The organism is Solirubrobacter phytolaccae (assembly GCF_027587195.1).
Taxonomy (GTDB): Bacteria; Actinomycetota; Thermoleophilia; order Solirubrobacterales; family Solirubrobacteraceae; genus Solirubrobacter; species Solirubrobacter phytolaccae.
In genome coordinates this window covers 1-25,944 of the sequence record NZ_JAPDDP010000094.1, presented here as the reverse complement: position 1 = coordinate 25,944, position 25,944 = coordinate 1, and the positions used below count along the sequence as shown (strand labels likewise).

Sequence of the window (25,944 nt, the reverse complement as noted above, 5' to 3'; positions counted from 1 at the left end):
TTGGCCTCCGTCTTGTCGCCGCCGCGCACGGCGGCCGTCGCCGCGCGCAGCAGCAGGCCGAGCTCGACGTCGGCGCCGGCGTCGAGGCGCCAGCGCGCGATGCGGAGCGCGTCCTCGCGCGTCAGCGGGTCCCGCCGCGCGAGGCGCTCGGCCAGCCGCAGGCGCAGCATCCGGGCGCGCAGGAGCGGCAGGCCGTCGCGCACGACCTCGCCGAACAGGGGATGCCGGAGCCGCACCTCGCCGCCGTCCGCGGGTGCCTGCGCGGCGATGAGCCCGCGCGCCTCGACGTCGAGCAGCGCGTCGCCGCCGAGGTCGAGCGCCTCCTCGATCCGCAGCGGCTCGCCCAGAGACAGCAGCTCGACGACCGCCCGTTCCTCTCCACTCAAACTCGCCAGCCGCGCCTCGACCAGCTCGGTCAGCGAGCGGCGCACGACCGGCCGGCGCATCAGCCGCCAGACGCCGTCGCGCTGCGCGATCGCCCCGTCCTCGACCGCGCCGAGCAGCAGCTCGCGCACGAACAGGGCGTTGCCGCGGCTGACGTCGTACAGCCAGCGCCGGGCGAGCAGCCCGAGCGGTCCACCCAAAGCCGCCTCGGCCAGGGCCGCGGTGCCGTCGGCGTCCAGCGCGACGACCTCGACCCGCTCCGCGCCCGAGTCCTTCCACAGCGCCTGGATCGCGTCCGGCACCGCCTGGCCGGCGCGCACGGTCGCGACCACGAACGCGGTCCCGGTCGTCACGAGGTGCAGCGCGAGCGCCGCCGACAACGGATCGAGCAGCTGCGCGTCGTCGACGCCGATCACGATCTCGCGCCCATCCGCGCGCCGGCGCAGCTCGGCCTCCCCCGCACGCACCAGGTCCAGCGCGTCATGCGCGCCCGCGTCGACCGGCATCAGCGCCGCGAACGCGCCGAGCGGCACGGCCGCCGCGCTGCGCGTCCCCTGCACCCACTCGGTCACGGCCCCGCCGGACCTGGCGAGCGCCAAGGTCTCCCGCGCGAGCCGCGACTTGCCCACGCCCGCGCGCCCGCTCAGCACCACGCCGCGGGACGTCGCGCGCAGCTCGGACAGCCGCGCGAGCTCATCCGCCCGACCGACGAGCGGCCACGTCGCCGACGACATCTGGGTCAGCATTCAGCCGCGCCGTCGCGCACGTTCGCGAACACGTCACCGATCCACGCGAAGATCCGCTCCTGGCGATCCTCCGTGCGCACGTGGGCGAGCGCCTTGGGTCCGCCGAGCCGGTCGAACAGCTTCTCGGACTGGCCCGACCAGTAGCGCTGGCGTTCGGGCACGGTCACGAGCAGCGGCGTGTCGATCGCCTCCACCTCGTCGCCGAGCCGGTAGCGCGAGATGGTCGCGAACAGCTCCGAGGCGGGCGCGTCGCGCAGGCCGTACGGCGCCGCGCGCGTCTCCAGCGTCCCGGCCAGCTCCGGCCAGAACAGCAGCGCGAGCCGCATCTCACGGTCGAAGGCCTCCGCCTGCCCGGAGCGCAGGTGCTGGCGCATCCGGCGCGGGAGCGGGGCGATCCAGGCGGCCGAGACGTCGAGCACGCCGGGGTCGGCGACCGCGGCCGCGACGCGGTGCTCGAACGCGAGCGCGCGCGGCACCCAGTAGCCGCCCTGGCCCACGCCGACCACCGCGACGCGGTCGCCGTCCACGTCCTCGCGCTCCACCAGCGCGTCCAGGACGGGCGTCAACACCGCCTCCCAGTCGGGCCGGAACGTGAGTCCCTGCTCGACGAGCGCGGCGCCTTGGCCCGGGCCGTCGAAGGTCATCCAGTGATGGCCGAGCTGGCCGGCGGTCGCGCCGCCCAGGCCGAGCATCGCCGACGTCGACTCCTCGCCGCCGCCGTTCATGATCACGACCGGCCGGCGCTCGCCCGGCGCGGCGTCCGGCGCGCGAAAGAAATAGCCGGGCAGGGTCGTGTCCTCGTACGGGATCGCGATCCGCTCGCCGCCGAGCAGGTCGACGATGCGGTCCCAGCAGGCGCGGCCACGGCGCCAGAGGTCGGGCCAGCGTTCGCGCTCGGTGGAGCGCAGGATCGGGCGCAGGGCCGCGGCGTAGTAGGCGGCGGCATGGCGGTACTGCGTGAGCGGGTCCGCGGCCGACCGGGCGGCGGCCCACGCGGCGCCGGCGGTGGAGACCCACTCGAGCACCCACGAGTCGGCGTCGCCGTCGCGGACGCGTGCGGCGGTGGCGAGCACCTCCTCGGCGTCGGCGTCGCCGCGGCCGGCGTCGACCAGCAGCGTTGCGAGCGCGTGGCGGAACTCGTCGTCTTCGAAGTGCACGAGCGGCATCGCGATACCTCTCAGTGCACCGGCACGAGCAGGCAGACGAGGGTGACTACAGCGGTGAAGGCAAGTCCGATGGGGTTCATGCCTATAAGACTCGACGCGCCGGGGCGCGCGAACATCAGTAGTCGACTACGGCATTTGCGAAATCGCCTACCTACGCACGCAGGTCGCGGCGGTCGTTGACGCCGAGCTTCTGCATCGCGCGGTAGATGTGCGACTCGACGGTGCGCACGGAAAGGACCAGCCGGTCGGCGATCTCCGCGTTGCTCAGCCCGCGCGACGCGAGCTCCACGAGCTGCGCCTCGCGCGCGGTCAGTCCCGCCGACGCGGCGCCGAGCCCGTCGACGAACGGCGGCTCGGTGCCGTGGCCCGGCGCGTGCAGTTCGCGGGCGAGCGCGGCGGCGCGGCGGGCCGAGTCCTGGCGGCCGGCGTCGCGGAAGACCGTCGCGGCGTCGACCGCCGCCTCCAGCGCGTAACGGTCCGCGCCGATCGCGGCCAGCTCGCGCGCAACGTCCAGCAGTGCGGCCCCGTCCTTCTCTGCGAGTGACCGGGCGTGCGCGAGGTAGGCGGCGACGAGCCGGGCGTCGCAGCGCTCCACGAGCGGCGCGAGGGCGTCCGCGATCTGGGTGGCGGTCGCGCCGGCGCGCAGCGCCTCGTAGCGCAGCTGGGCGGCGTAGCCCGGCATGTACGCGAGCAGGTCCGCGGCGGCGAGGAACGTGGCCCGCGCGCCGGTCACGTCACCCCGCGCCAGCAGCGTCCAGCCCTCGGCGCGCGCGACGTACGGGGCTTGGCTCGAGAGCGCCTCGCGCCCGTCCAGCGTGGCGAGGAGCCGCTCGTGCGCGGCGAGCGCCGCTTCCGGCTGCCCGCCGAAGTGGGCCGCGCCGACCTGCAGCGCACGCACGTGGATGAGGTTGCCGAACGTGTCCTGGCGCTCGAAGTGCAGCTCGGCCTCCGCGAACCAGCGCTCGGCGTCGCGGTAGCGACCGCGCAGGAGCTCGGTGTAGCCGAGCCCGAGCGCGCCGTGCCCGGCGGCCTCGTCGTCGTGCGCGCGCACGCCGTCGCGCAGCACCTGTCCCATGTCGGCGTCCAGCGCCGCCCAGTCCTCGCCGCTCTCGATCCCGATCAGGCGGCGGATGCCGAGCGCGAGCGCGTCGCTGTAGTTGCGGAGCGGGATCTCCGGCTTGAGCCGCTCGGCGAGGGCGCGCGCGTCGGCGGTGCGGCCGGTGAAGAACAGCGAGACCGCGAGTCGGCGCTCGCTCATCCGGCGCGTGACAGCGTCCAGCGACGGGTCCGCGGCGACCTGCTCGAGCGACTCGACGGTGCCGCCGACGTCGGGCGAGAACCCGAGCCGCAGCGGCTCGACGCGCGCGTGCCAGTCGGCGTCCTCGGACCAGCCGTGGGCGCGGTCGAGCAGGGCGCGCGCCTCGTTCGGGCGGTTCAGGCCCCAGAACAGGACGTGCGTGCGCTGCTCGAGGTAGTCGATCGCCAGCACCGGCTCGAGCGCGGCGAGCGTCGACTCAGCCTCGTCGAAGCGCTTGCGCACCGTGTGGGCGCGGGCGAGCAGGAGCGCCGCGGGGAGCCCGTCGGCGCGCTGCGCGAGGTGCGCGCCGAGGTCGGGGTCGCCGGAGAGGATCGCGGCGCGGGCGGCGTCGACGAGCAGCGCGGCGGGAATCTCGGCGCCTGCGTCGAGCCGTAGGCGGGCGATGCGGAGCGCGTCGTCGGGGGTGAGCGGCGCGCGCTGCTCGAGCACCGCGGCGAGCTTGAGGCGCAACCGGTGCGCGCGGACGATCGGCAGCTCGGCGCGCAGCCCTTCGCCGTGGAGCGGGTGCGCGAGCCGCACCTGCGGCTCCCCCACGCCCTCGGTCGCGCTGATCATGCCCTGCGCCTCGAGCGTGGTCAGCACGTCGAAGCTCGACAGGTCCCCGAGCTCGGTGAGCTTGAGCGGCTCGCCGAGCGCGAGCAGCTCGAGCGCCTCGCGCTCCGCGTCCGAGAGGCCCTGCATGCGCTCCGCGACCAGCTCGACCAGCGTGGCGCTGACGGTCGGCACGCGCGTGAGCCGCCACAGGCCGCGCTTGAGCGCGAGCGTGCCGGACGCGACCGCGCCGAGCACGAGCTCCCGCGCGAAGAGCGCGTTGCCGCGGCTCTGCTCGGCCACCCACGCGAGCACGGCCTGCTCGACCGGCCCGCCGAGCGCGGTCTGCACGAGCGTCGCGACGGCCTCGTCGCTCAGCGTGCCGAGCTCGATCCGTCGCGCGCCCGCGTCCTTCCAGAGGGAGACGATCGCGTCCGGGCACGGCTCGCCGGTGCGCACCGTGGCGAGCACGAACGCGCTGCCGGTCAGCGCGAGGTGCAGGACGAGCGCAGCCGACACCGGGTCGAGCATCTGCGCGTCGTCGACCGCGACGATCACGGGCCGCGCGGCGGCCTGCTCACGGAGCGCCTCGGCGCTGCGGCGGAGGAGCTCCAGCGCGTCGTCGGAGCGCACCTCGTCGGGCAGCACGCCGGCGAACGCGCCGAGCGGGACCGCCGCGGCGCTGCGGGTCGCCTGCACCCAGTTCGTGCGCGCGCCGGAGCGCTCGGCGACGGCCCGCGCCTCCCGGGCCAGGCGGGACTTGCCGACGCCCGGGCCGGCGCTGACGACGATGCCGCGGCAGTCCTCCTGCTCACGGGCGAGGCCGATCCGCGCCAGCTCGTCGTCACGTCCGATGAGCGGCCACTCCGCCGCAAGGGTCCCCGCACCCGTGTGCACGTGCCGACTCTATTCAGCTCAGCGGGACTGTGTTCGCGCCATCTTGGTGGCGCTCGCCCCGTGGCTCCTTCCCCGTCGGAATCGCGATCGCGATGTTCAGAGCGCTGACATTCTCCAAGTTGCACTGCGTACGGCGGCAGGTCGGTTCAGTAGCCCGCTACTGACGACGCGCGCGCGTCGCGCGTCGAGCATGCGTGGTGTGATCCCCATCCCCCTCGCCCTCGGCGCCGCCCTGTTGTTCGCGGCCGGCAGTGCCCTGCAGCAACGCGCGGCCCGGACCGAGGCGGGCTCGCTGGTCGCCTTGGCCCGCCGCCCGGTGTGGCTGGCGGGGCTCGCCGCGGACGGGCTCGGCTATGTCGGGCAGGCCGCCGCGTTGGCGGTGGGACGGCTGGCGGTGGTCCAACCAGTGCTCGCCTCGAGCCTCGTGTTCGCGGTCTTCCTCCAGGGCCGCCGCGTGCGGCGCGTCGAGCTGCTGGCCGCGCTGTGCGTCGCCGGCGGGCTCGCGGCCTTCCTCGTGCTGGCCGATCCGGTCGGCGGACGCGACGACGCGTCCGTTGCAGCGTGGTGTGTCGCGTTCGGCGCGGCCTTGCTCGCGTGCCTGGCCGCGCGGGGCGGCGGCGCGGTCCGCCTGGGCTGCGCGACCGGCGTCCTGTTCGGCCTGAGCGCGGCGCTGACCAAGGCGGTCGTCGAACGCCTCGACGAAGGTGTGCTGCACGCGCTGCTGGACTGGCACGTCGTAGCGCTGGTCATCGTCGGCTGGGCGAGCATGGAGCTCTCGCAACGCTCACTCCGGGCCGGCGCGCTGGGACCAGCGGTGGCGTCGCAGATGGCGCTGGACGCGCTCACGAGCGTGGCGATCGGCGTACTGGCGTTCGGCGAGCGGCTCCACACGAGCGCGGCGGGGTTCGCGTTCGCGCTGCTCGGGCTGGCCGCGATGGTCGCGGGGCTCGCCGTGCTCGCGGCGGCGCCCGAAGGTCCGGCCGCGCCCACGGACCAGGCCGCGCCGACGACGCCGGCAGCGGCAGCGGGCCCCGCCGCGTCAACGACTCCGGCCGCGCCCACGGGCCACGCCGCGCACACGACGCCAGCCGCGCACGCAGACCCCGCCGCGTCCGCAAGCTCGGCCGTGCGTGGTGCCGCCGCACCGTGAGCCGGCGCCGTGGAGGTCCGCGCGTGACGCGTCTCGGTGCGTTGCCGCGCTCGGGGAGCACACCGTCGGGCCAAGTGCGCAGGTGCACTCGAGCGCTGGATTTCTGGGCGCAGCGACCAAAAAGCCAGCGCTCGGGTGGCCGACGCCACGCGAAGGTTCACGAACTCGGCTCAGGGAGGAGGAAGTGAACGCTCGCGTGGCACAACGGCCCAAACGAGCGAACAGGCCCGCGCCCGGGCGCAATCCGGCGCAGCCGCTCACCCGCACAAGAGCGCGCCGGCCGCGGCGGGTCAAGTGATTCGGATGCGAAGCCCGAATTACTTGACGCGACGCCCGACGGTGTGCTTGCCGTTGGCCGGCCTGGCCGCGGCGCTCTACTTCGCCACGGCCTTCGTCGGCGTCTACCTCCCGGCCACGGCGCAGCAGGTCGCGCGTGGCCACCTCCACCTGCTGCTGACGAGTGGGCTGGACGCCGCGCCGCCCGTGCCGGCGCTGCAGGTCGCCATCGCCGCCGCAGCCGCTGCGCTCCTCATCAACCGCACCGACGCCTGCATGTGGTGGCGCGTCGCCCTCGTCGGCCACGTCGGCTCCGCGCTCATCGCGTACGCGGTCATCTACGCCTTCGACGGTCCCACGACAACGCGCGACTACGGCGTGTCATGCGTCCTCGGCGCGACCCTCGGCGCGCTCATGACGCGCCGAGGGGACCGTCTGGCTCAGGCGGTCGGCATCGCGGGAACCATCGCGCTGCTGCCGCTGTCGTTCAGCTGGCTCGGCATCGAGCATCCGCTCGCTATCGCCCTAGGCGCGGCAGCGTCAGGAAGCCTTCGACGCTCGCGTACAGCAGACCGACCTTCGGCAGGTCGTCGACGTCCTCGACGATGATCGAGCGCGGCACCCACTCGGGGTCGAACTTGGCGTTGAAGGTCCGCAGCGAGGTGATCTGGAAGTACGGGCTGAGCACCTCGGCCACGCGCTTCTGCGCGCGCTCCGCGAACGAGAGCGAGGCGTCCTCCGCGAACAGCCGACCCCAGGTCGCGAAGTTCAGCGACAGCCGCTTGTAGCCGCGCGCGCCGAGCTCCTGCGCGGTCATCGCGACCAGGTACTCGATCATGCCGTTGGGCGCGGACGGGTCGTGGTTCATGAGGTCCAGCGACCAGCCGGGCTCGTCGCCGAAGCAGGGAACGAGCCGCAGGTAGCCGAGCGGCCGCCCGTCCGGCGCCAGTGCCAGCGCGAGCAGCAGCTCCGGGTCCTCCCCGGTCACGCCGCCGCCGAGCTCCATCGTGAAGCCGCGCTCGTCGGCGCCGTCACGCCAGCGCTCGCGCAACGCGTTGAGCTGGTCGCGCAGCGCGGGCGACGCCTCGGGCTCACGCAGCAGCTCGAACGAGCACTCGCGCCCGACCCGCGCGACCGCGGAGCGCACGCTCTTCATGGCCGCGCCCTCGAGCGAGAACCGATCGCAGTGCACGACCGCCTCGTCCCCCAGGTACACGCTGCGGAAGCCGTGCGACCGGTACATGCCGAGGTCCCGCTCACGCGCGCCGAGGAACGCCACGCGGCGCCCCTCCGAATGGGCCGCCGTGACGAACTCGTTCACGACGCGCACGTGCGCCTCGCGTGGCCCGATCGGGTCGCCCGACACCAACGCGTGCCCGCCGCGCACCGTGTACGCCAGCATCGCCGAGCCGTCTTCACTGAAGAAGTGGCGCTTGTCGGGCCGCAGCGCGAAGTAGTCGAGCGTGCCCTCGCCGTGCTTCAACACCAGCTCCCGCGCCCGCGTGAGATCCGACGAGCCGGACGAGCGCACCGCGCGGAACGCGAGCAGCGCGCTCACCGCCAGCCCGGTCAGGCCGAGCGCGAGCAACGTGTCGGACGCGAAGCGCCCCGCGTCGCCCATCCCCGCCAGGCCGAGCAGCGCATCCCCCAGCGACTGGTGCAGCGCCGCGACCCCGAAGACCACCGACGCCGCCACCCACGCCGGCACGAACCACGCGAGCGTCCGCGCGGAGCCGGGATCGGGCTTGGCGACGAACGCGTCGCGGTTCCACACCAACGCCACGAGCATCGCCACGGCGGGCGTGAACACCTCGACGTCGGCGCGCCGGAACACGACCGCGGCACCGAACAGCGCCACCGCCGCACCCCACGCCCGGCGCTTGCCACCCCGCAGCGGCGCGGCCAGCAGCAGCAGGACGAAGCCGATGACCACCGACGCCACGACGCCGCCGTGATGGGTCAAAAGCGCGACCCCGCTCAACGCCGTAAGCCCGGCCAGCACCATCGGCGCGCGCGGCCGGGTGACCGCATCGATCCCGGCCACCGGATCGTCGTCCGCCTTCACGACCGCCGGCAGCTCGACCGCGGTCCGCTCCGGGCGTAGCGCCGGGAACAGCACGACGTCGCGGATCGTCGGCGCACCCGAGATCAGCATCACGAGCCGGTCGATGCCGATGCCGAGCCCGCCGGTCGGCGGCAGCCCGGACTCCAGCGCGCGGACGTAGTCCTCGTCGACGAAGCCCTCGGCCTCGAAGCGCTCGCGCTGGTCGACGGGATCGTTGAGCTCGCTGTACGCGTTGGCGAGCTCGCGCCCGCCGACGATCGCCTCGAAGCGCTCGGTCAGCAGCGGGTCATCCCGATGCGAACGAGCCAAAGGCGAGACCTCACGCGGATGGTCGAGCACGAACGTCGGCTCGATCAGCGTGTCCTCCGCGACGGCCTCGTAGACCTCGGCCATCAGCTTGCCCGGCCCCCAGCCCGCCTCGTAGGCGATTCCGACGCGCTCGCAGACCGCCCGCGCCGCCTCCACGCCCATCGACGGATGCATCGTCTCGCCACTGTGCTCGAGGATCAGCTCGGCCATCGTCGCCCGCCGCCACGGCGGAGCGAGGTCGATCTCGCGCCCGCCGATCGAGACCACGGTGGTGCCGGTCGCGGCGATCGCCGCGCGGGAGACGATCGTCTCCACCAGCTCCATCATGTCCCGATAGTCCGCGAGCGCCTGATAGGCCTCGAGCAGCGTGAACTCGGGGTTGTGCGTCGCGTCGAGGCCCTCGTTGCGGAACACGCGCCCGATCTCGAACACGCGCTCGAAGCCGCCGACCACCAGGCGCTTCAACGGCAACTCCAACGCGATCCGCAGATAACGGTCGGTGTCCAGCGCGTTGTGATGGGTGATGAACGGCCGCGCCGCCGCGCCGCCCGCGTGCGCTTCGAGCACCGGCGTCTCGACCTCGGTGAAGCCGCGCTCGGCGAGCGTCGCGCGCACGGCGGCGACGACCGCGGAGCGCACGTCGAACGTGCGCCGGGCCGCGGGGTTCGCGATCAGGTCCAGGTGGCGCTCGCGCACGCGGACCTCCGGGTCGGCGAGCCCGTGGTGCTTGTCGGGCAGCGGCCGCACGGCCTTCGACAGCAGCTCGAGCTCGGTCAGCTCGACCGTCAGCTCGCCGGTGTGCGTCGTCATCACGGCGCCGGCCGCGCCGACCCAGTCGCCGCGGTCGAGGGTCTCCAGCGCCGCGAACGCGTCCGTCCCGCGCGCCGCGAGCAGCTGCAGCTCGCCCGTCTGGTCGTGCAGCGTGGCGAAGATCAGGCCGCCGTGGCGGCGGATCAGCATCACGCGTCCGGCGACGCGCACCGACGCGTCCGCCCGGGCGTCCGGGCCGAGCGCGGCGAAGCGCCCGCGCACGTCGGCGGTCGTGTGGTCGCGCGCGAACGACGCGGGATACGGGTCGATCCCACGCGTGCGTAGGTCGTCGAGCTTCGCCAGCCGGCGCGCCCGCTCGTCGGTCTCGGTGTGCAGCGCGGTCATGACGGCTCCCCCGCGATCGTGTCGCCGATCCGGCGACGAAGTTGTTCCGAACGGCCGCTGAAACGCTCAGCGGCGCGTGCCTGCTTGCCCTCGTCGTAGCGCCAGTGCGCCCACGGCGAGCTCGGTCGTGCGAGCCGGAGCGCGACGACCAGGGCGACGACCGGGACGAAGAGCCCGATCACGCCGAACAGCACGCGGCCCTTGGCGAAGGCGACGCCCGAGATGGCGACGACGACACTGACCGCGGCGACGGAGGCGAGGACGGAGCCGGGGTCGTCCAGCCCGAACGGGCGGACCCCGAGCACGACCAGCGCCATGAACGCCGCCGAGGCGACGACCGCGTCGAACGACGAGCGGCCCTGCTCGGCCCAGTAGACGTCCTCGAGGTGCACCCAGAGCGCGAACTCGTCGAACGTGAAGCCCGCGCCGACGCCGAAGCCGACGGCGATCAGGTGCCACCACGGGAACTCGAGCGGTACCGCGAAGGCCAGGAAGCCGCACACGTTCATCAGGCCGATGCCCCACACGAGGTGATGGACGTGCACGCCGCGCGTCTCGACCCCGCCCGGCCACCAGGACACGCTGCGCGTCAGCCGCGCGCTCGTCCGGATCAGCAGGAACGAGAGCAGGAAGGCGCCCACGACGACGAACGCCGTGCCCGGGCCGGCGTGGCCGTGCTCGCCGAACGGATCGACCGCGATCATCGCCGCACCACCCGGACGGCCTTGCCGGGCGAGCGCGGGACGCCACCGGGTGCGTCGACGATCACGTCGGCGTCCACGCCGAGCGCGGCGCGCAGCTCGGCGGCGAGATGCACGCGGTCGCCGAAGCCGTCGACGGACTCGCAGTGCACGTCGAGGTGGTCGCCCTCGACGACCAGCTGGTAGTTGAGGCCGATGCCCGGGTGCGCGAGCAGCACGCGCTCGATCTCGGACGGGTACACGCGCGCGCCGCCCGCCTCGATCACGTCGGTGCGGCGGCCGACCACGGACGCCATGCGCGCGAACGTGCGCCCGCACACGCAGGGCTCGTCGATCAGGGCGGTGATGTCACCGGTGCGGTAGCGGACGAGCGGCATCGCCTCCCGCGTCAGCGTCGTCAGCACGAGCTCGCCGTACTCGCCCGGCGCGACCGGCTCCGTCGTCACCGGATCGATGACCTCGGCGAGGAAGTGGTCCTCCATGATGTGCGCGCCGTCGCGGCCCTCGATGCACTCGCCGGCCACGCCGGGCCCGCACAGCTCGCTCATCCCGTAGGTGTCGAGCGCGATGATCCCGAGCTGGCGCTCGAGCCGGTCGCGCAGCACCGGCGTCCACATCTCGCCGCCGAAGAGCCCGACCTCGATCGAGTGGGTTCCGAGCGTGTCGGCGAGCTGCGCGGCGAACGACGGCGCGCACAGCAGGACGGGCGTCTCGAGGTCGCGCAGGAGGCGCGCCTGGACGTCGAGCGGCGCGCCCGCGGCGGGGACGACGGTCGCGCCGAGCCGCTCGGCGCCCTGCTGGAAGCCGAAGCCTCCGGTCGTGAGGCCGTACGGATAGGCGTTGTGGACGACCATGCCGGGCCGCACGCCGGCCATGGCGAGCAGCCGCGCGACGAGGAACGCCCACGTGTCGAGGTCCTTCGCGGTGTGGCCGACGATCGTCGGCGTGCCGCTCGTGCCGCTGGAGGAGTGCAGCCGGACGATCTCCTCCGGCGGGACGGTCTCCATCCCGAGCGGGTAGCGGGCGCGCAGGTCGTCCTTGGTCGTGAACGGCACCGCGCGCAGGTCCTCGAGCGTCGTGATCGGGATGTCCAGGCCGCGGCGGGCGAGGGTGGCGCGCAAACGGGCGAGCTGCACCTCGGCGAGCCGCTCGCGCGGGGCGAGCTCGGCCGAGTCGAAGGTCACGGTGGGAGCGGTCATGATCGTGAACCCTCTCCGCGCGACGCCCGCGGGTCGTCAGTACGGCACTACTGCAATTGCCGAGCTGCCCCCGGTGCAGTACCAACTCCCGGTCCGACAAATGTAGAAACGTTTCCCTGCGCGTATGAGAGAACGGGACCGAGGAGTACGGTTCGAAGCGCACGCACAACATCCAGTGGGAGGGGTAGTGATGCAGGCGTTTTCACGTTGGACGGCTCGGGGGCTGTTCGGCACCGCGCTGGTCGCGCTGTCGTTGGTGGTACCGCAGGTCGCGAGTGCCGACGTCACGGTCGAGGGGCCGTTCTACGACCTCGCCGGGACGACGATCGACGGGACGGAGACCTATGAGGTGACGGTCTGCCCCGGGGCGTTCTGGGCGCACATCGGCTTCGAGGAAGTGGGCGTCGACTACATCTGGCAGTTCTTCATCCCGCCGTTCGCCGCGCGCGGGACCGGCTGCGACGGCGGGATCACCGAGTACGTCGACACGACCCTCTTGAGCGAGGGCCCGCACACGTTCCGCGGCGAGATCAACTACGAGGACTACTCGGACGAGTTCACGGTCACGATCGACCGCTGACGAACGCTCGCACGACGGGCTCGCAGTCGAAGGCACATTCGACTGCGAGCTCGGCGTCGAACGCTGGGTCGGTCGCGGCGAGCGCCTCGACCACGAAGTGCCGGCCGTACGAGTACGGCATCGTCGCGTAGGCCTCGCGCAGCTCGGGGGACGGCCCGGCCTCAGGTGCCCGGCCGAGCGCTTCGGCGAGGGAGCCGATCACGTACTGGTCGGTCTCGTGGCGAAGCGCGGCGCGCACGGCCGGCGCTTCGTCGCCGCCCGCGTGCGCGGCGAGGATGGAGGACGCGCGACGGCGGCGCATGGCGTCGGGCGAGCGGAGCCAGTCAGCGGCGAGCGGGCCGGTGAGCGCGAACGGCAGCCGCACGAGCGCGCGGTGGTACGCGGCCTGCCCGGCGCCGTCGGTGGCGGCGGCTTCAAGCTCGAGGAGCTCGGGTCGCCCCTGCTCGCCGAGTGCCCGCAGGGCGGTCGGCTGCCCGCGTCGGGCGCCCGCGAGGATGTCCGCGACGTCGGCAGGCGCGGTGCGGGCGGCAAGGACCCCGACCGCACGCGGGTTGGTCGAGGCCGCGAGCTCGGCGGTGCTCTGCTCGCCCAACGGCGTCGGCCGCGCCGGGCGAGGGCGGTCGGCAGCGAGCCCACGCGCGTCGGTGCGCCCCAGCGCGCGTGCGAACCGCGGCTGGTCTGCCCACAGCGACCAAGGCGGCGTGTCCGCCCGCGCGTTCACGTCCTCCAGCGCCGCCGCGAACGCGGCGTCCGTCGGGAAGCGCGCCGCCAGCGCCTCGTCCAGCCCCGCGACCGCTTCCTCCCAGCCGGTACGTGGGCCCGTCTCGTCGTCGACGTAGGTCAGCGACCACAGGGCCTCGTCCCACTCCGGGCCGTGGGCGACGTGGTCGCGCAGCGTGGCCCGTGCCGCCTCGTGCGCGTTGGCCGCCATCCAACCGAGTACGGGGATCGCGAGCTCGCCCGTCAAGCGCTCGGCCGCGATGCCGAGGCGCAGGGCCAGCTCGCCGTAGTACCACTGGCGCGAGTCCAGCTGGCGGTCCCAGCGCGGGTCCTCGGCCACGCACGCCACCACCGCCGCCGTCGCGCCGGCGCGGTCCGTCTCCAGCGCCCAGAGGAAGCCGGAGCCCAGACCGCGCCGCAACGCGTCAGTCGTTGAGCTGCCGGGGCTCCTGGGCACGCTCGACCGTGGCGCCGATGATCTCGTCGACCTGGGGCAGCAGGCCCTGGCTGCCGTAAGTGGCCAGGCGGGCGCGGGAGTCGGCGATGTCGAGGTCGCGCATCGTGAGCTGGCCGATGCGGTCCTGCGGGCCGAAGGCCTGGTCCTCGTTGCGCTCCATCGACAGGCGCTCGGGCTCGTAGGTGAGGCCGGGCCCGTCGGTCGAGACGAGCGTGTAGTCCTCGCCACGGCGCAGCCGGACGACGACCTCGCCGGTGACGGCGCTGGCCACAAAGCGCTGCAGCGGGTCGCGCAGCGTGAGCGACTGCGGATCGAACCAGCGGCCCTCGTAGAGCAGCCGGCCGAGCTTGCGGCCCATCGTGCGGTAGTTGTCGATCGTCGCCTCGTTGTGGATGGCGGTGATGAGCCGCTCGTAGGCGATGTGCAGCAGCGCGATGCCGGGCGACTCGTAGATGCCGCGCGACTTGGCCTCGATGATCCGGTTCTCGATCTGGTCGCTCATGCCGAGGCCGTGGCGACCGCCGATCTCGTTGGCCTTGTTGACGAGGTCGACCTGCGACTCGAACGTCTCGTCGTTGATCGCCTCCGGCCAGCCTTCCTTGAAGCGGATCGAGATCTCCTCGGACTCGATTTCGACGCCGCGCTTCCAGTGCGCGACCCCCATGATCGGCTCGACGATGTCCATGCTCGTGTCCAGCGACTCGAGCAGCTTCGCCTCGTGCGTCGCGCCCCAGATGTTCGCGTCGGTCGAGTAGGCCTTCTCGGTCGAGTCGCGGTACGGGAGGTTGCGCTCCTTGAGCCACTCGCTCATCTCGAAGCGCCCGCCGAGCGAGTCGACGAAGGCGGCGTCCAGCCACGGCTTGTAGATCCGCAGGTCCTTGTTGGCCAGCAGTCCGTAGCGGTAGAAGCGCTCGATGTCGTTGCCCTTGTAGGTCGACCCGTCGCCCCAGATGTTCACGTTGTCGGCGACCATCGCGTGCACCAGCAACGTGCCCGTGACGGCGCGGCCGAGCGGCGTCGTGTTGAAGTACGTGCGGCCGGCGGTGGTGATGTGGAACGCCCCGCACTGCAGCGCCACGAGCCCCTCGTGGACGAGCAGCTCCTTGCAGTCCACCAGTCGCGCGAGCTCGGCGCCGTACTCGAGCGCACGGTCCGGCACGTCCGCCAGGTTGGGCTCGTCGTACTGGCCCAGGTCCGCCGTGTAGCAGCACGGGATGGCCCCGTGCTCGCGCGTCCAGGCGACGGCGACCGACGTGTCCAGGCCGCCGGAGAACGCCAGGCCGATGCGCTCGCCCTTCGGCAAGCTGTTCAGGATGCGTGCCATAGGCCGTCCTTCGTAGCAGGTAAGGCCCATCGTGTGTCCACTCGGGGTGAAGAGGTTCACCCCTGTGGGCGAGTGTGACGACTCAGGCCTTGCAGCAGTATCTACCTCACAGAGGCTGACCACCTCGTAAGCGACTGGGCCCCGGGCAGTTCCCTCTCTCCTCCCGACACCCGCTTGGCCTGATCCTCCCGGCCGCCGCGCTTGACCAGCGCGGCGGCCACTCCTCTTTAAGGGACCATCTCGCGCAGCCACGCGCGTTCCGCCGCGCCGAGCGCCCGCCACAGCCGGGCGGCCGGAAGGTCGGGGAGCGGAAGCTCGGCGAGCCGGTCGAGCGTGGTCAGGCGGGAGCGCAGCGCGTCGACGTACTCCGCGTGCGGCACGAGCTCGGTCAGCGTGATCGCGACGTGGAACGCGAGCGGATGCGCGGCGTCGACGGTCTCGATCGCCCGCCGCCACACGGCCCGCAGCTCCTCGCGGCCGGACGCGGTCAGGCGGTAGGCCTTCGTCGCCTTGCGCACGCCGGTCGGGTCGTCGAGCTCCTCCAGGTGCCCGTGGCGGGTGAGCGTGCGCAGGACCGAGTAGATCGAGGCCACGCTCACCCCGCCCCAGCGATCCGCGCCCTGGTCGAGCAGGTGCTTGCGCACGGCGTAGCCCGTCGCCGGCTCCAGGTGCGCCGCGGTGGCGAGCACCATGAGCCGGACCGCGTCAGCCGCCATAGGGCCGCGTGAGCACCTCGAACCCGTGCCCGGCCGGGTCGAAGAAGTAGAACCCGCGCCCACCGTGGTTGGTGTTGATCTGCTGCGCGAGCTGGAGCTGCGGGTCGGCCGTGTACGGGATCCCCCGCTCCTGGACGCGCGCGAGCACCGCGTCGAAGCGCTCGTCGTCGACGAGGAACGCGTAGTGCTGCATCTGGATCTCGTCGACCGGCGGCTCGGCGAACTGGATCGTCACCCCGCCGTCGAGCTCGACCGAGGTGAACGGACCCCAGCTCGTGGGCGCCGCGAGATCGAGGATGTCGGCGAGGAACTGCGCGGACGCGTGGCGGTCCTTGGCCGCGAGGATGCTGTGGTTGAACGTGACGGGCATGCCGACATTCTAGGTGGAATGTCAACTGCACGTGGGAGCTGAACGGCGTAGGATCGGATCGTGCTCGTCGGCCGCGAGTCCGAGTTCGCGAAGCTGGCCGAAGGTGTGCAACGCGCTCACGAGGCGCGCGGCGCGGCGCTCGTCGTGCGCGGCGAGGCGGGAATCGGCAAGACAGCGCTGCTGGCCGACCTCGAGCGCTGCGCCGCCGGTGTGCAGGTGCTGAAGGCGCACGGGGTCGAGTCGGAGTCGACCCTCGCCTACGCGGGGTTGACGGAGCTGCTGCATCCGGTGCTCCACTTGCTGCCGCGGCTCCCCCAACGCCGGCGGACCGCGCTGGAGGCCGCGCTGGGGCTCGGCCACGAGCAGGTGAACGACCCGTTCGGCGCCTACGCCGCCACGCTCAGCCTGCTGGCTGAAGCCGCCGAGGACCGCCCCGTGCTGGCGCTGGTCGACGATGCGCACCTGCTGGACGCGGAATCGGCGAACGCTTTGCGCTTCAGTGCACGCCGGCTTGCGAACGACCCTGTGTGCATCGTCCTCGCGATGCGGACGGGCGAAGGCATCGACTTCGAGTCGTCGGGGTTTGCGCAGGTGGCGCTGAGCGGTCTCAGCCCGGAGGCCGCGAGAGCCGTGCTCGGCGCGGTCTCGCCCGAGGTGCTGCACCAGCTGCACGGCGGCACCGGCGGCAACCCCCTGGCGCTGCGGGAGCTCGCCCGTCTGTTGAGCCCAGCTCAGCTGCAAGGCCGCGATCGCCTTCCCGACCCGCTCCCCGTCGGCCCGGCCATCGCCCGCGCCTTCGGCGCCCGGATCGAGGCCCTCCCGGAGCCGACGCAGAGCGCGCTGGTCATCGCGGCCGCCGACGAGTCCGGGCTCGTGGTCAACACCGCCCGCGCGCTGCGAATGCGCGGGCTGGCGCTCGAGGACCTCGACGTCGCCGTGGCCGTCGAGCTCGTCGCGCTCGAGGACGGCCGTCTGGCCTTCGCACATCCGCTCATCCGGTCCACGGCGTACCGGCGCGCCGCCCCGAGCGCGCGGCGTGATGCGCACCTCGCACTCGCCGAAGCGATGCGCGAGGATCCTCCGAGCCGTGCACGTCGTGCGTGGCACCTTGCGTCCGCCACGATCGAGCCGGACGAGCACATCGCCGCCGAGCTCGAGCGCGTGGCCACCGACGCCCGGACGCGCGGGGCGCCGGCGGTCGCCGGGCGGGCGCTCGAAGTCGCCGCGCGCGTGACCACGCCTGGAAGCGTGCGCGTCCGACGCCTGCTGAGCGGTGCCGCGGCCCACCACCAAGCGGGTCAGCCGACACACGCCGTCGCGCTGCTCGATGCGGCCATGGCGGAGATCGACGACCCGCTGGCGCGTGCCGACGCCCAGCGGTTGCGCGCGCAGGTCATCACGTTCCACGGCGGCAGCGCGCCGATCCGAGCGCTCCTCATCGACGAGGCGGCACGGGTGGAGCTCCACGATCCGACGCGTGCGGCTGTCCTCCGTCTCGACGCCGCGATGGCGTCGATGATGATGGGCGAGCCACTCGAAGCCGAGCGACTGGCGGAACAGGCCTGGCCTCAGGTGCGCGACACGCCGTTGTTCCGCCCGTTCGCCGCGCTCGCCGTCGGCACGGCGCGAATTCTGCGCGGTGACGGGGCACGTGGGCTCCCGCTCCTCGAGGAGGCCATCGCCTACGTCGAGCGTGGCGACTTCTGGGCGCTCGGACCGTACGGCGGCCAGATGTTCATGGCGGAGCTCACCGCCGGCCGAGCTACGACGGCGGTCGCACGCTCCGAGCGCGCGGCCGAGCGACTGCGTGCGGAAGGGATGCTTTCCGCGCTCCCGGCCGCGCTGTTCAGCATCGCCTGGGCGCGGATGACGATCGGCGAGTGGCAAGGAGCGGAGGAAGCCGCGAATGAGTCCCTCGCGATCGCCCGCGACGTCGGGCAGCGCGCGCTGGAGATCGAGCCGATGTCCCTGTTGGCGTGGCTCGCCGGCGTGCAGGGCCGGTTCGACGAGGGCCGGGCACTGGTGGCGACGGCCCTCGAGCAGGGCACCGCTCACGGAGTGGACTCGATCCGGACCGTCGGCGGCTGGGTCCTGGGGCGCCTGGAGCTCAGCGCGGGAGATCTCGAAGCGGCGGCCGCCACGCTGGAAGAAGTCGGTCGCTTCTCGCTGGAGCGCGGCATGGAAGCTCCCGCGATCGCACCCTGGGCGCAAGATCTTGCCGAGGTCCTCATACGCCTGGGCCGGCACGCCGACGCGGAAGCGACCCTGCGCGTGCTCGAACGCCAAGCCCGGAAGACGCAGATCGACGAAAGCGCGTTCGCGGGCGCGCTGCGCTGCCGTGGGCTCATCGCCGACGACTTCGACGGCTCCTTCCAGGCATCGCTCGAACGGCATGAACAGGTGCCTGACCCGTTCGAGCGGGCGCGTACCGAGCTGTGCTTCGGGGAGCGGCTTCGGCGCGCGGGACGCCGGGCCGAGGCCCGTGTGGTCCTCCGTGCCGCGCTCGCCACCTTCGAGCGGCTCGGGGCCGAGCCGTGGGCACGCCGGGCGCACGCGGAGCTGGCCGGTTCAGGCGAGCGGGCGCGGCGCCGAACGCCCGACACGGCCGACCGGCTCACGCCACAGGAGCGCCAGGTCGCCGCGCTCGTCGCCCGAGGGGCAACGAATCGAGAAGCGGCCGCGACGTTGTTCGTGAGCCCGAAGACGATCGAGACGCACCTCTCGCACGTCTACCGCAAGCTCGGGGTGCGCTCGCGCGCCGAGCTCGCGCACCGGCTCGCGGCGGGGTCGACCGACGGCTGAAAGTTCAGGGATATCCCCGACGCGAGCAGCCGTGACCCTGACGAGGATCAGGACACGATGCGCCCCAGGTGGACAGGCCTCCTCGTTCTGGCTTTGGCGACCGTCACGAACGCCGCCGCCGCACACGCGGGCGTGGTCGACCGCCGCTCCTACGGCGGCGGCTACCACTCCGTCGGCTACGTCCCCGCCACGGTGGATCGCTCGCGCCCCGCACCGCTGCTCGTGGTACTCCACGCCTGCAACCAGACGCCCGAGCATCTGCAAGCGACCGGAGACCTCGACGCCGAAGCCGATCGCGGGCGGTTCGTGGTCCTGTACGCGGGGTTCGACCACACGCGCCGTACGCTGCCGTGCTGGCGGGCGCGGAGCGAAACCCGGCGCGGCCGCGGCGATCCCGCGGCCGTGGCGGCGATCGTGCGCGCGGCGATCTCCCGGCGCACACCGCCGATCGACCCTTCGAGGGTGTACGCCGCCGGGGTGTCGAGCGGCGGCATGATGGTGGCGAACCTCGGCGCCACCTATCCGGAGTTGTTCGCGGGCCTCGCCATCAGCGCCGGGTGCGCGTACCGCGCGCCGACGTGCATAGGCGCACGCCCGTCCGGAAGCACCGCCGCCCTCGCCCGTGCCGCGCTACGGGCCATGGGGTCACGCCGTCACCTGATGCCGGTGATGATCGTGCACGGCGACCGTGACGCGGTGGTGCCGCCGGCGCACGCGCTCCAACTACTCGAGCAGTGGCGGCTGGTCAACAACCTCATCCTCACCGGCGCCAAGCGCGGACCGATCGCCGCGGTTCCGGCGCGGACGCGGGCGCTCACGGTCGCGGGTGGACTCCGCACCACCGTCGAGTACTACGACGCGCCTCGCGGCCACGCGGTCCTCGAGCGCTGGTCGGTGCACGGGCTCGGTCACCAGGAAGGCGGTTCCGCCCGGTCGTTGTGGGCGTTCCTACGGCAGTTCCGCAACCCGGGGAGGACGACATGAGGCGTGCTCTGTTCCTGCTGGCGACCCTCGGCGCCCTCGCGGCGCTGGCCGCGCCCGCGTCCGGTTCGGTCGAGCGATACCGGTTGCGGCACGGCCCCACGGTCATCGGCGCCTATCAGACGGTCTATCCGAGAGGACGGGTCCACCCACCGCCGATCGACGGCTTCATCACCGGCATGCACGCGCGGCTCGTCGACCGCCGAGGTCGGCCGGTGACGATCCGGGACGTGATGCTGCATCACGTCTTCTTCCACCGCGCCCGGCCCGAGCCGACCGACCTGCCGTGCGCCGGCAAGCACCACGAGGCGTTCTACGGCACGGGCGAAGAGGATCAGCGTCTACGGCTCCCGGACGGCTACGGGTATCCCGTCCACCCCAACGACAAGTGGCGGATGGGCGCGATGCTGATGTCGCACACCGGACGCACGCTTCGTGTCTACATCGAGTACACCGTCGAGGTCGAGACCCGGAAGCGCCTCACGCCGGTCCAGGCCTTCTGGCTGCGCGCCAACGGCTGCGAGCAGGGGGCCGGCTACCACATCCGGGGCGACGGAGCCCCGGGCTCGAGCACCGAGTCGACCTCGGCGTGGACCGCTCCGTACGACCTGCGGATCGTCGCGGCCGGCGGGCATCTGCACGGCGGCGCGCAGGACCTGTGGCTCTCCGAGCCGGGCTGCGGCGATCGGCGGCTCCTGGACAACCGGCCGAGCTACGCGATGCCCGATCACCTCTACTACCGCGCACGTCCGGTGCTGCACGAGCCAGGGCCGATCGATACGCGGTACTTCACGTCCCGCACGGGCATACCCGTGCGCGCGGGTGAATCGGTGCTGCTCAGCGCGCGGTATGGAGCCGACCGGCCGCGCACCGTGATGGCAGTGATGCACCTCTACGTCGCGCGCGCCCCTGTCGCGAAGGACACCCGTTGCGCGCCGTTGCCCGCGGACGCCACCCACGCGACCAAGCCCGGCGCGACGCGATCGGAGCCGCCATGGACGCCGGTTCCGTTGACCGGCCTCGACGAGCGCGGCCGGGCCTTCACGATCCTCGACCCGCCCTGGCCGAGCGTGGCCCTGGCCGATAACGCGGAGGTCGTCGTCGACGACTCGGGCTTCGTGCCTCGCCGCTTCTCGCTGCGTCGCCCGGGCACCGTCAAGTGGCGATTCACCGGGTCCGCGGACCACAACGTGCGGCTTGCGGACGGGCCGCGGCTGATCGTCACCCCGGTCCGCAGCCCCGGCCAGACCGACAGCAGCACCTTCACCGCGGCGGGGCGCTACACGCTCTTCTGCACGCAGCACCCGGTGACGATGCACGCGGTGGTCGACGTCCACGAACCTGGCTGAGCAGAACTTCCGATCCAGCCGGCCGTTCATGACGCATGCGAACGCCGGTGATCGCCCTCGCGATGGTCTTGCTCACGCCCTCGGCCGCGCGTGCCTGCACCACGCTGCCCACGCCGTCGGCGAAGCGGGTGCCGATCAGCGTCGTGAAGGTGAACGACGAGACGAAGCGGACCGCGCTGCGGGTGTGCGGCCATGAGCTCGCGCGCGGGACGATGCGCGAGCGGCTCGGCAAGGGCGCGACGGGCCGGCGGGTCGCCGCGGCGAGCACGGCCGGGCACCGGGTTGCGTGGATCGAGGAACGTCGCCGCGGGCGGGACCGCCGGGTCGTGCTCACGCTCGCGCGGGTCGGGCGTGAGGTGCGCGTGCTGCGGCGGCTGGAGGTCCAGCGCACGCGCACGATCTACGCCGCCGTGACCGACGTGCTGCTCACGCGCGAGGGTGACCTGGCGTGGTCGGCCGACGACGGCGAGGCCAACGGCGGCGGCTTCGTCAAGGTCGAGCAGCGCGGGAAGCGAGCACGCCGGGTCAGCACGTTCGAGGGCACCAACCTGACGCTCGAGGACGGCCGTACGCTGCGCTGGCTGGAGGTCGACTCGACGTACGGGTTCCTCGACCTGCGTCCGGTCGGCTGTGACGAGCGCTCCCGCTTCCACCCGTGGGCGAGCAACGCGCGCGTGCAGCTCTCGCGTGCGCTGTACGGTCCGCACGCGCAGATCGGGACGACGGTCGTCCGTGGCTGCGACCTCGCCACGGGCCGCGACCGCGTGCTGATCCAGAGCGTCTCCGACTTCAGCAGCACCGCCTACCTCGATCTGATCGGCCTCGACCGCGACTGGGCCGTCTTCCACGGGAGCGAGATGTGGCACGAGGGTCCCGGCCCGTCACGGCTCACCGTCGTGAACGTGCGGACGGGCCGGGCCACGTCGGCGTCCACGGAAAAGGTGCCGGCCCCGTTGCCCGGCGACCCGTTCGCCGTCACCGAGCGCGGAGTCACCGCCTACGTCACCGGCGGCGTCCTCTACGGACTGGTCGCTCCGGACCGGATCGTGCGGCTCGACGCGGGCGTGATCACCGACCTGCGCGCGGACGGCGACACGCTCCGCTGGACCCGTGACGGCGTGCCGATGAGTTCCGTGCCCGGCGCCGGTCTCAGTGCACATGATCGCCGCTCACTCGCCCGCTGATGTCCGTGCCGCCGTCCTGACCGCTCGTACCCGTGGGCTGCGCGTCGCCGTTCGTGCGACCGGCCACGGCACGTTCGCGGACCCATCACCCGACACGCTCGTGGTCGACACGTCGAGCATGCGCTCCGTGCTCGTCGACCCGGACCGCCGCACCGCGCGGGTCGGTCCCGGCGCGACCGCCGCCGACGTGGTCGCCGCCGCGGCGCCGTTCGGGCTCGCGCCGGTCACCGGCACCGACGGCACGGTCGGCCTCACGGGCTTCACGCTCGGCGGCGGGCACGGGTTCCTCGCGCGCAAGCACGGGCTCGCCGCCGACAACCTGCTGCGCGCCGACCTCGTCACCGCCGACGGCGAGCTGCTGACGACCCGCGCCGACCGGCGGAGCGAGCTGTTCTGGGCGCTGCGCGGCGCGGGCGGGAACTTCGGCGTCGCGACGTCGCTGGAGATCCAGCTGCACCCGGTCACGCACGTGTTCGGGGGCGTCGCGCGCTTCGACCGCGGGCTCGCTTCGCACCTCCTCCAGCGCTTCGCCGAGTACGCGATGCCGGACGAGCTGAACGTCTCGATCGTGGTCGAGCGCGGCGCGGTCGCCGTGCGCGGCGTGTACGCCGGCGGCGCCGACGACGCGTGGCGGGCGCTCACGCCGCTCTTCCTCGAGGAGCCCTTCGAGGACACGTTCCGCGTGATGCCGTACGCCGAGACGTTCACGATCGGCGGGACCGCGCCGCGCCACTTCGACCTGCTGCGCGAGGTGCCGGTCGACGCGCTGCTCGACGTGGCGGAGTGCGCGGACGCGGTCGAGGTCAAGCGCTGGGGCGGCGCGATCGCGCGCGGGACCTCCCCCGCCGGGCATCGTCACGTGCCGTTCTCGGTGACCGTCGACGGCGAGCAGCCGCTGCGCGAGCAGGTCACCGGCGGCACGTTCCTGAACTTCTGCAAGGACCCCGCGCGCACGCACAGCGCGTACACGCGCGTGTGCTTGAACCGGCTGCTGGAGCTCAAGCACGCGTACGACCCCGAGAACGTTTTTGGCGTCGGCCACGCGCTGGTCGTCACGAATGCGGCGCGCGAGCTGGCGGCCTGACCCGCTCCGCCACTAGGGTTGGTCTCGAATTGAGACGGCCGGGGGACAGCGCGAAGCTCGTCGGGCGCGAAGACGAGCTCTCGACCATCGACGCGCTGCTCGAGCGCGGGCGCGCGCAGGGCGAGGCGCTGCTGCTGCACGGCGACCCCGGGATCGGCAAGAGCGCGCTCGCCGCCGCGGCCACGAGCAAGGCGCGCGCCCAGGGCGCGACCGTGCTCACGACCACCGGCATGCCGTCCGAGGCCGAGGTCCCCTACACGTCGCTGCAGCCGCTCCTGTGGCCGATCCTCGACGAGGCGGACGCGCTCCCGGCGCCGCAGAAGGCCGCGATCGAGGCGGTCATGGGCTTCGCGGGCGACGCCGCGCAGGACCCGTTCCGGACCGGGCTGGCGGTGCTCGGGCTGCTCGGCGACGCCGCCGAGCGGACGCCGGTCGTGGTGATCGTCGAGGACGCGCACTGGATCGACGAGGCCACGGCCGAGGTGCTCGCGTTCGTCGCGCGACGGATCGAGGCCGACGCGCTCGTGATGCTGCTCACGTCGCGCGAGCCCGTCCCGCGCAGCTTCCGCGGGCTCCCGGCGCGCAAGCTCGAGCCGCTCGGGCCCGCGCACGCCGAGGCGCTCCTGCAAGGGCTCGCGCCGGACCTGACGCCCGCGACGCGCCAGCGCATCCTCGACCAGGCGCAGGGCAACCCGCTCGGGCTGACCGAGCTGCTCGCGGGTGCCGCACGGGCGCAGGAGGAGCCGGAGCTGCCGACGTGGCTGCCGCTCAGCACCCGGCTGGAGCGCACGTTCGCGGCGCGGGTCGCGGACCTGCCGGAGAGCACCCGCGCCGCGCTGCTCGTCGCTGCGCTCACGGACATCGCGGACGTCACCGAGGTGCTCACCGCCGCCTCGCGGCTCACCGGCGCGCCGCTCGACCTGGAGGCGTTCACGCCCGCGGTCGAGGCGGGGATCGTCGAGGTCGACGAACTGCGCGTGCGTTTCGGGCATCCGCTGATGCGCTCCGCGATCGGGCAGGGCGGGTCCGAGAGCCGGCGCCGGGAAGCCCACGAGGCGCTGGCGCACACGCTCGCAGCCGACCGGGCGCGGTCGCTCGGGCACCGGGTCGCCGCGGCGGCCGGCTCCACGGACGACGGGATCGCGGACGAGCTCGTCGCGATGGCGAAGGTCGCGCAGCGGCGCGGCTCGATGGTGCGCGCGGCGGAGACGCTCGGGCGTGCGGCGGCGCTCACGGGTGACGAGCTCACGCGCGGCGCGCGGCTGCTGGACGCGGCCGCGCTCGCGCTCGACATCGGCCGCGACGACCTGGTGGAACGGCTGCTCGCCGAGGCCGCGCAACTCACGTTGAGCCTGGACGACCAGCAGCGCCGGATGTGGCTGATGCGCACGTCCGACCAGCGCGCGCCCACGCCGGCGTGGTTCGCGGCGCATCTGGATCGCGTCGACGCGCTGATCGCGGCCGGGGACGCGGCGCGCGCGTCGCAGGCGCTGCTCTCGACGGCGTTCCGCGCTTGGTGGTCGGACGTGCCCGAGCCGTTGCGCGAGCGCATGGTCGGCGCGGCCCGAGCGCTCCCGTCCGGGCGGCCGGACGTGATCGTCGCGATGGTGCTCGCGCTCGTCGCGCCGGCGGCCCATGGGCGGGAGATCTGCCAGACGCTCAAGCGCATCGACCCGGACGCGGTGCCCGCCGATCTGCTCCGGCTCTTCGCGGTGATCTCGACGATCATCGGGACGTTCGACCGCGGCGTCGACGTCGGGGACCGGGCGCTGGATCGCCTGCGCGGGCGGGGGCGTTACGGGCTGCTGGCCACCGCGCTCGTCGGCCGCGCGTGGGCGGGCGTGTTCGCCGGAGCGTGGGGTGCTTCGCTCGCGCTGGCCCAGGAGGCGGAGGTCGTGTCGCGGGAGACCGACCAGCCGCTGTGGGTGGTCGCGGCGTGCTCGGCGCAGGCGGCGTTGGCCGGCGTGCGTGGGGACCTTGAGACGGCGCTCGCGCTCGCCGATCGGGCGGACGCCGCGTTGCCGCCGGGCGCGGCGGACGGGATGCGGTCGATGGCCGAGGTGGCGCGCGGGCTGGCACGGCTCACCGCGGGCGATGCGGGCGCGGCGCTCGCGCACTTCACCCGCGTGCTGGACGACGGCGAGCCGTGGCACGTGGACTTCGTCGCGCGCTGGATCGTCGCGGATGCGCTGGACGCCGCGGTGGCCGCGAACGCGTACGAGGCGGGGCGCGCGTTGCTGGCGCGGGCCGAGACGTTCGCGGGACCGTCACGGCATCTGCGTGCGTCGATCGCGTACGGGCGGCTGCTGCTCGCGCCCGAGGCCGAGGCGGACGCGCTGGCCGAGGCCGCGCTGGCCGCCAGCCGGGAGCTGCCGCTGCTGCACGCGCGGGTGCAGCTCGCGCACGGCGGGCACCTGCGGCGCAGCAACGCACGCGCCTCCGCCGCGCGGGACACGTTCGAGGCGCTCGACATGGCGGTG

The 25,944-nt window shown here is 73.5% G+C and carries 19 protein-coding genes; 9 read left to right on the top strand and 10 right to left on the bottom strand.

All coding sequences use genetic code 11. The features are described 5' to 3' along the window. The 3 genes from OJ997_RS32130 to OJ997_RS37960 all read right to left on the bottom strand — a co-directional run. Positions 1–1,130, bottom strand: a 1,130-nt coding sequence (locus tag OJ997_RS32130) for an AAA family ATPase (protein WP_270029481.1), incomplete at its 3' end; no start/stop codon positions are given. Beyond that, positions 1,124–2,296, bottom strand: a complete 1,173-nt coding sequence (locus OJ997_RS32125) for an alpha/beta hydrolase family protein (protein ID WP_270029480.1) — start codon at positions 2,294–2,296, stop codon at positions 1,124–1,126. The genes OJ997_RS32125 and OJ997_RS32130, both read right to left, overlap by 7 nt. Positions 2,297–2,447: 151 nt before the next feature. Then, positions 2,448–5,042: a LuxR C-terminal-related transcriptional regulator gene (locus tag OJ997_RS37960; protein ID WP_270029479.1), complete on the bottom strand. Its 2,595-nt coding sequence runs from the start codon at positions 5,040–5,042 to the stop codon at positions 2,448–2,450. Between the two features lie 199 nt (positions 5,043–5,241). Between OJ997_RS37960 and OJ997_RS32115 the strand changes: the two genes are divergently transcribed. Beyond that, entirely contained in the window at positions 5,242–6,192 is a 951-nt protein-coding gene (locus tag OJ997_RS32115; RefSeq protein ID WP_270029478.1) for a DMT family transporter, read from the top strand. A gap of 351 nt (positions 6,193–6,543) precedes the next feature. Next, on the top strand, positions 6,544–7,077 hold the full coding sequence (locus OJ997_RS32110; protein WP_270029477.1) for a hypothetical protein: 534 nt from the start codon (positions 6,544–6,546) through the stop codon (positions 7,075–7,077). Here OJ997_RS32110 and lysS read toward each other — a convergent pair. Genes lysS through OJ997_RS32095 form a run of 3 tightly spaced genes read right to left on the bottom strand, consistent with a single transcriptional unit; the run spans position 6,986 to position 11,897 of the window. After that, positions 6,986–9,997 (bottom strand): lysine--tRNA ligase, encoded by a 3,012-nt coding sequence (gene lysS, locus OJ997_RS32105; RefSeq protein WP_270029476.1) that lies wholly within the window; start codon positions 9,995–9,997, stop codon positions 6,986–6,988. The two genes, OJ997_RS32110 and lysS, sit on opposite strands and share 92 nt — an antisense overlap. Continuing rightward, positions 9,994–10,701 (bottom strand): hypothetical protein, encoded by a 708-nt coding sequence (locus OJ997_RS32100; protein WP_270029475.1) that lies wholly within the window; start codon positions 10,699–10,701, stop codon positions 9,994–9,996. Before OJ997_RS32100 ends, lysS begins: the two co-directional genes overlap by 4 nt. Then, complete coding sequence (locus tag OJ997_RS32095) at positions 10,698–11,897, bottom strand: phenylacetate--CoA ligase family protein (protein ID WP_270029474.1); 1,200 nt, start codon at positions 11,895–11,897, stop codon at positions 10,698–10,700. The genes OJ997_RS32100 and OJ997_RS32095 overlap by 4 nt, the downstream gene beginning before the upstream one ends. 190 nt (positions 11,898–12,087) lie before the next feature. Here OJ997_RS32095 and OJ997_RS32090 point away from each other — a divergent pair, with 190 nt between their 5' ends. After that, positions 12,088–12,477 (top strand): hypothetical protein, encoded by a 390-nt coding sequence (locus OJ997_RS32090; protein WP_270029473.1) that lies wholly within the window; start codon positions 12,088–12,090, stop codon positions 12,475–12,477. On the opposite strand, the gene OJ997_RS32085 is transcribed toward OJ997_RS32090, so the two are convergent. The 4 genes from OJ997_RS32085 to OJ997_RS32070 form a co-directional block, all read right to left on the bottom strand. Continuing rightward, positions 12,461–13,618: a serine/threonine-protein kinase gene (locus OJ997_RS32085; RefSeq protein WP_270029471.1), complete on the bottom strand. Its 1,158-nt coding sequence runs from the start codon at positions 13,616–13,618 to the stop codon at positions 12,461–12,463. The genes OJ997_RS32090 and OJ997_RS32085 overlap by 17 nt on opposite strands. Positions 13,619–13,622: 4 nt before the next feature. Then, positions 13,623–14,978, bottom strand: a complete 1,356-nt coding sequence (gene argG, locus OJ997_RS32080; protein ID WP_270029469.1) for an argininosuccinate synthase — start codon at positions 14,976–14,978, stop codon at positions 13,623–13,625. 227 nt (positions 14,979–15,205) lie between these two features. Further along, complete coding sequence (locus tag OJ997_RS32075; RefSeq protein ID WP_270029468.1) at positions 15,206–15,694, bottom strand: PadR family transcriptional regulator; 489 nt, start codon at positions 15,692–15,694, stop codon at positions 15,206–15,208. After that, positions 15,684–16,064: a VOC family protein gene (locus tag OJ997_RS32070; RefSeq protein WP_270029467.1), complete on the bottom strand. Its 381-nt coding sequence runs from the start codon at positions 16,062–16,064 to the stop codon at positions 15,684–15,686. The genes OJ997_RS32075 and OJ997_RS32070 overlap by 11 nt, the downstream gene beginning before the upstream one ends. A gap of 60 nt (positions 16,065–16,124) precedes the next feature. On the opposite strand from OJ997_RS32070, the gene OJ997_RS37955 reads away from it, so the two are divergent. The 6 genes from OJ997_RS37955 to OJ997_RS32040 form a co-directional block, all read left to right on the top strand. Continuing rightward, positions 16,125–18,866 carry a helix-turn-helix transcriptional regulator gene (locus OJ997_RS37955; protein WP_270029466.1) on the top strand — a complete coding sequence of 914 codons (2,742 nt, stop codon included), beginning with the start codon at positions 16,125–16,127 and terminating at the stop codon, positions 18,864–18,866. Between the two features lie 93 nt (positions 18,867–18,959). Next, positions 18,960–19,850, top strand: a complete 891-nt coding sequence (locus tag OJ997_RS32060; RefSeq protein ID WP_270029464.1) for an extracellular catalytic domain type 1 short-chain-length polyhydroxyalkanoate depolymerase — start codon at positions 18,960–18,962, stop codon at positions 19,848–19,850. Next, the gene (locus tag OJ997_RS32055; protein WP_270029463.1) at positions 19,847–21,196 is read left to right on the top strand and encodes a cupredoxin domain-containing protein; all 1,350 of its coding nucleotides are present in this window, start codon (positions 19,847–19,849) and stop codon (positions 21,194–21,196) included. The genes OJ997_RS32060 and OJ997_RS32055 overlap by 4 nt, the downstream gene beginning before the upstream one ends. A gap of 35 nt (positions 21,197–21,231) precedes the next feature. Continuing rightward, a complete protein-coding gene (locus OJ997_RS32050) occupies positions 21,232–22,380 on the top strand; it encodes a hypothetical protein (RefSeq protein ID WP_270029462.1) in 1,149 nt (382 codons plus the stop codon). Continuing rightward, positions 22,355–23,464, top strand: coding sequence for an FAD-binding oxidoreductase (locus OJ997_RS32045; protein WP_270029461.1), 1,110 nt, complete (start codon positions 22,355–22,357; stop codon positions 23,462–23,464). The genes OJ997_RS32050 and OJ997_RS32045 overlap by 26 nt, the downstream gene beginning before the upstream one ends. Positions 23,465–23,493: 29 nt before the next feature. After that, on the top strand, positions 23,494–25,944 hold a 2,451-nt coding region (locus OJ997_RS32040; protein ID WP_270029460.1), incomplete at its 3' end, for an AAA family ATPase.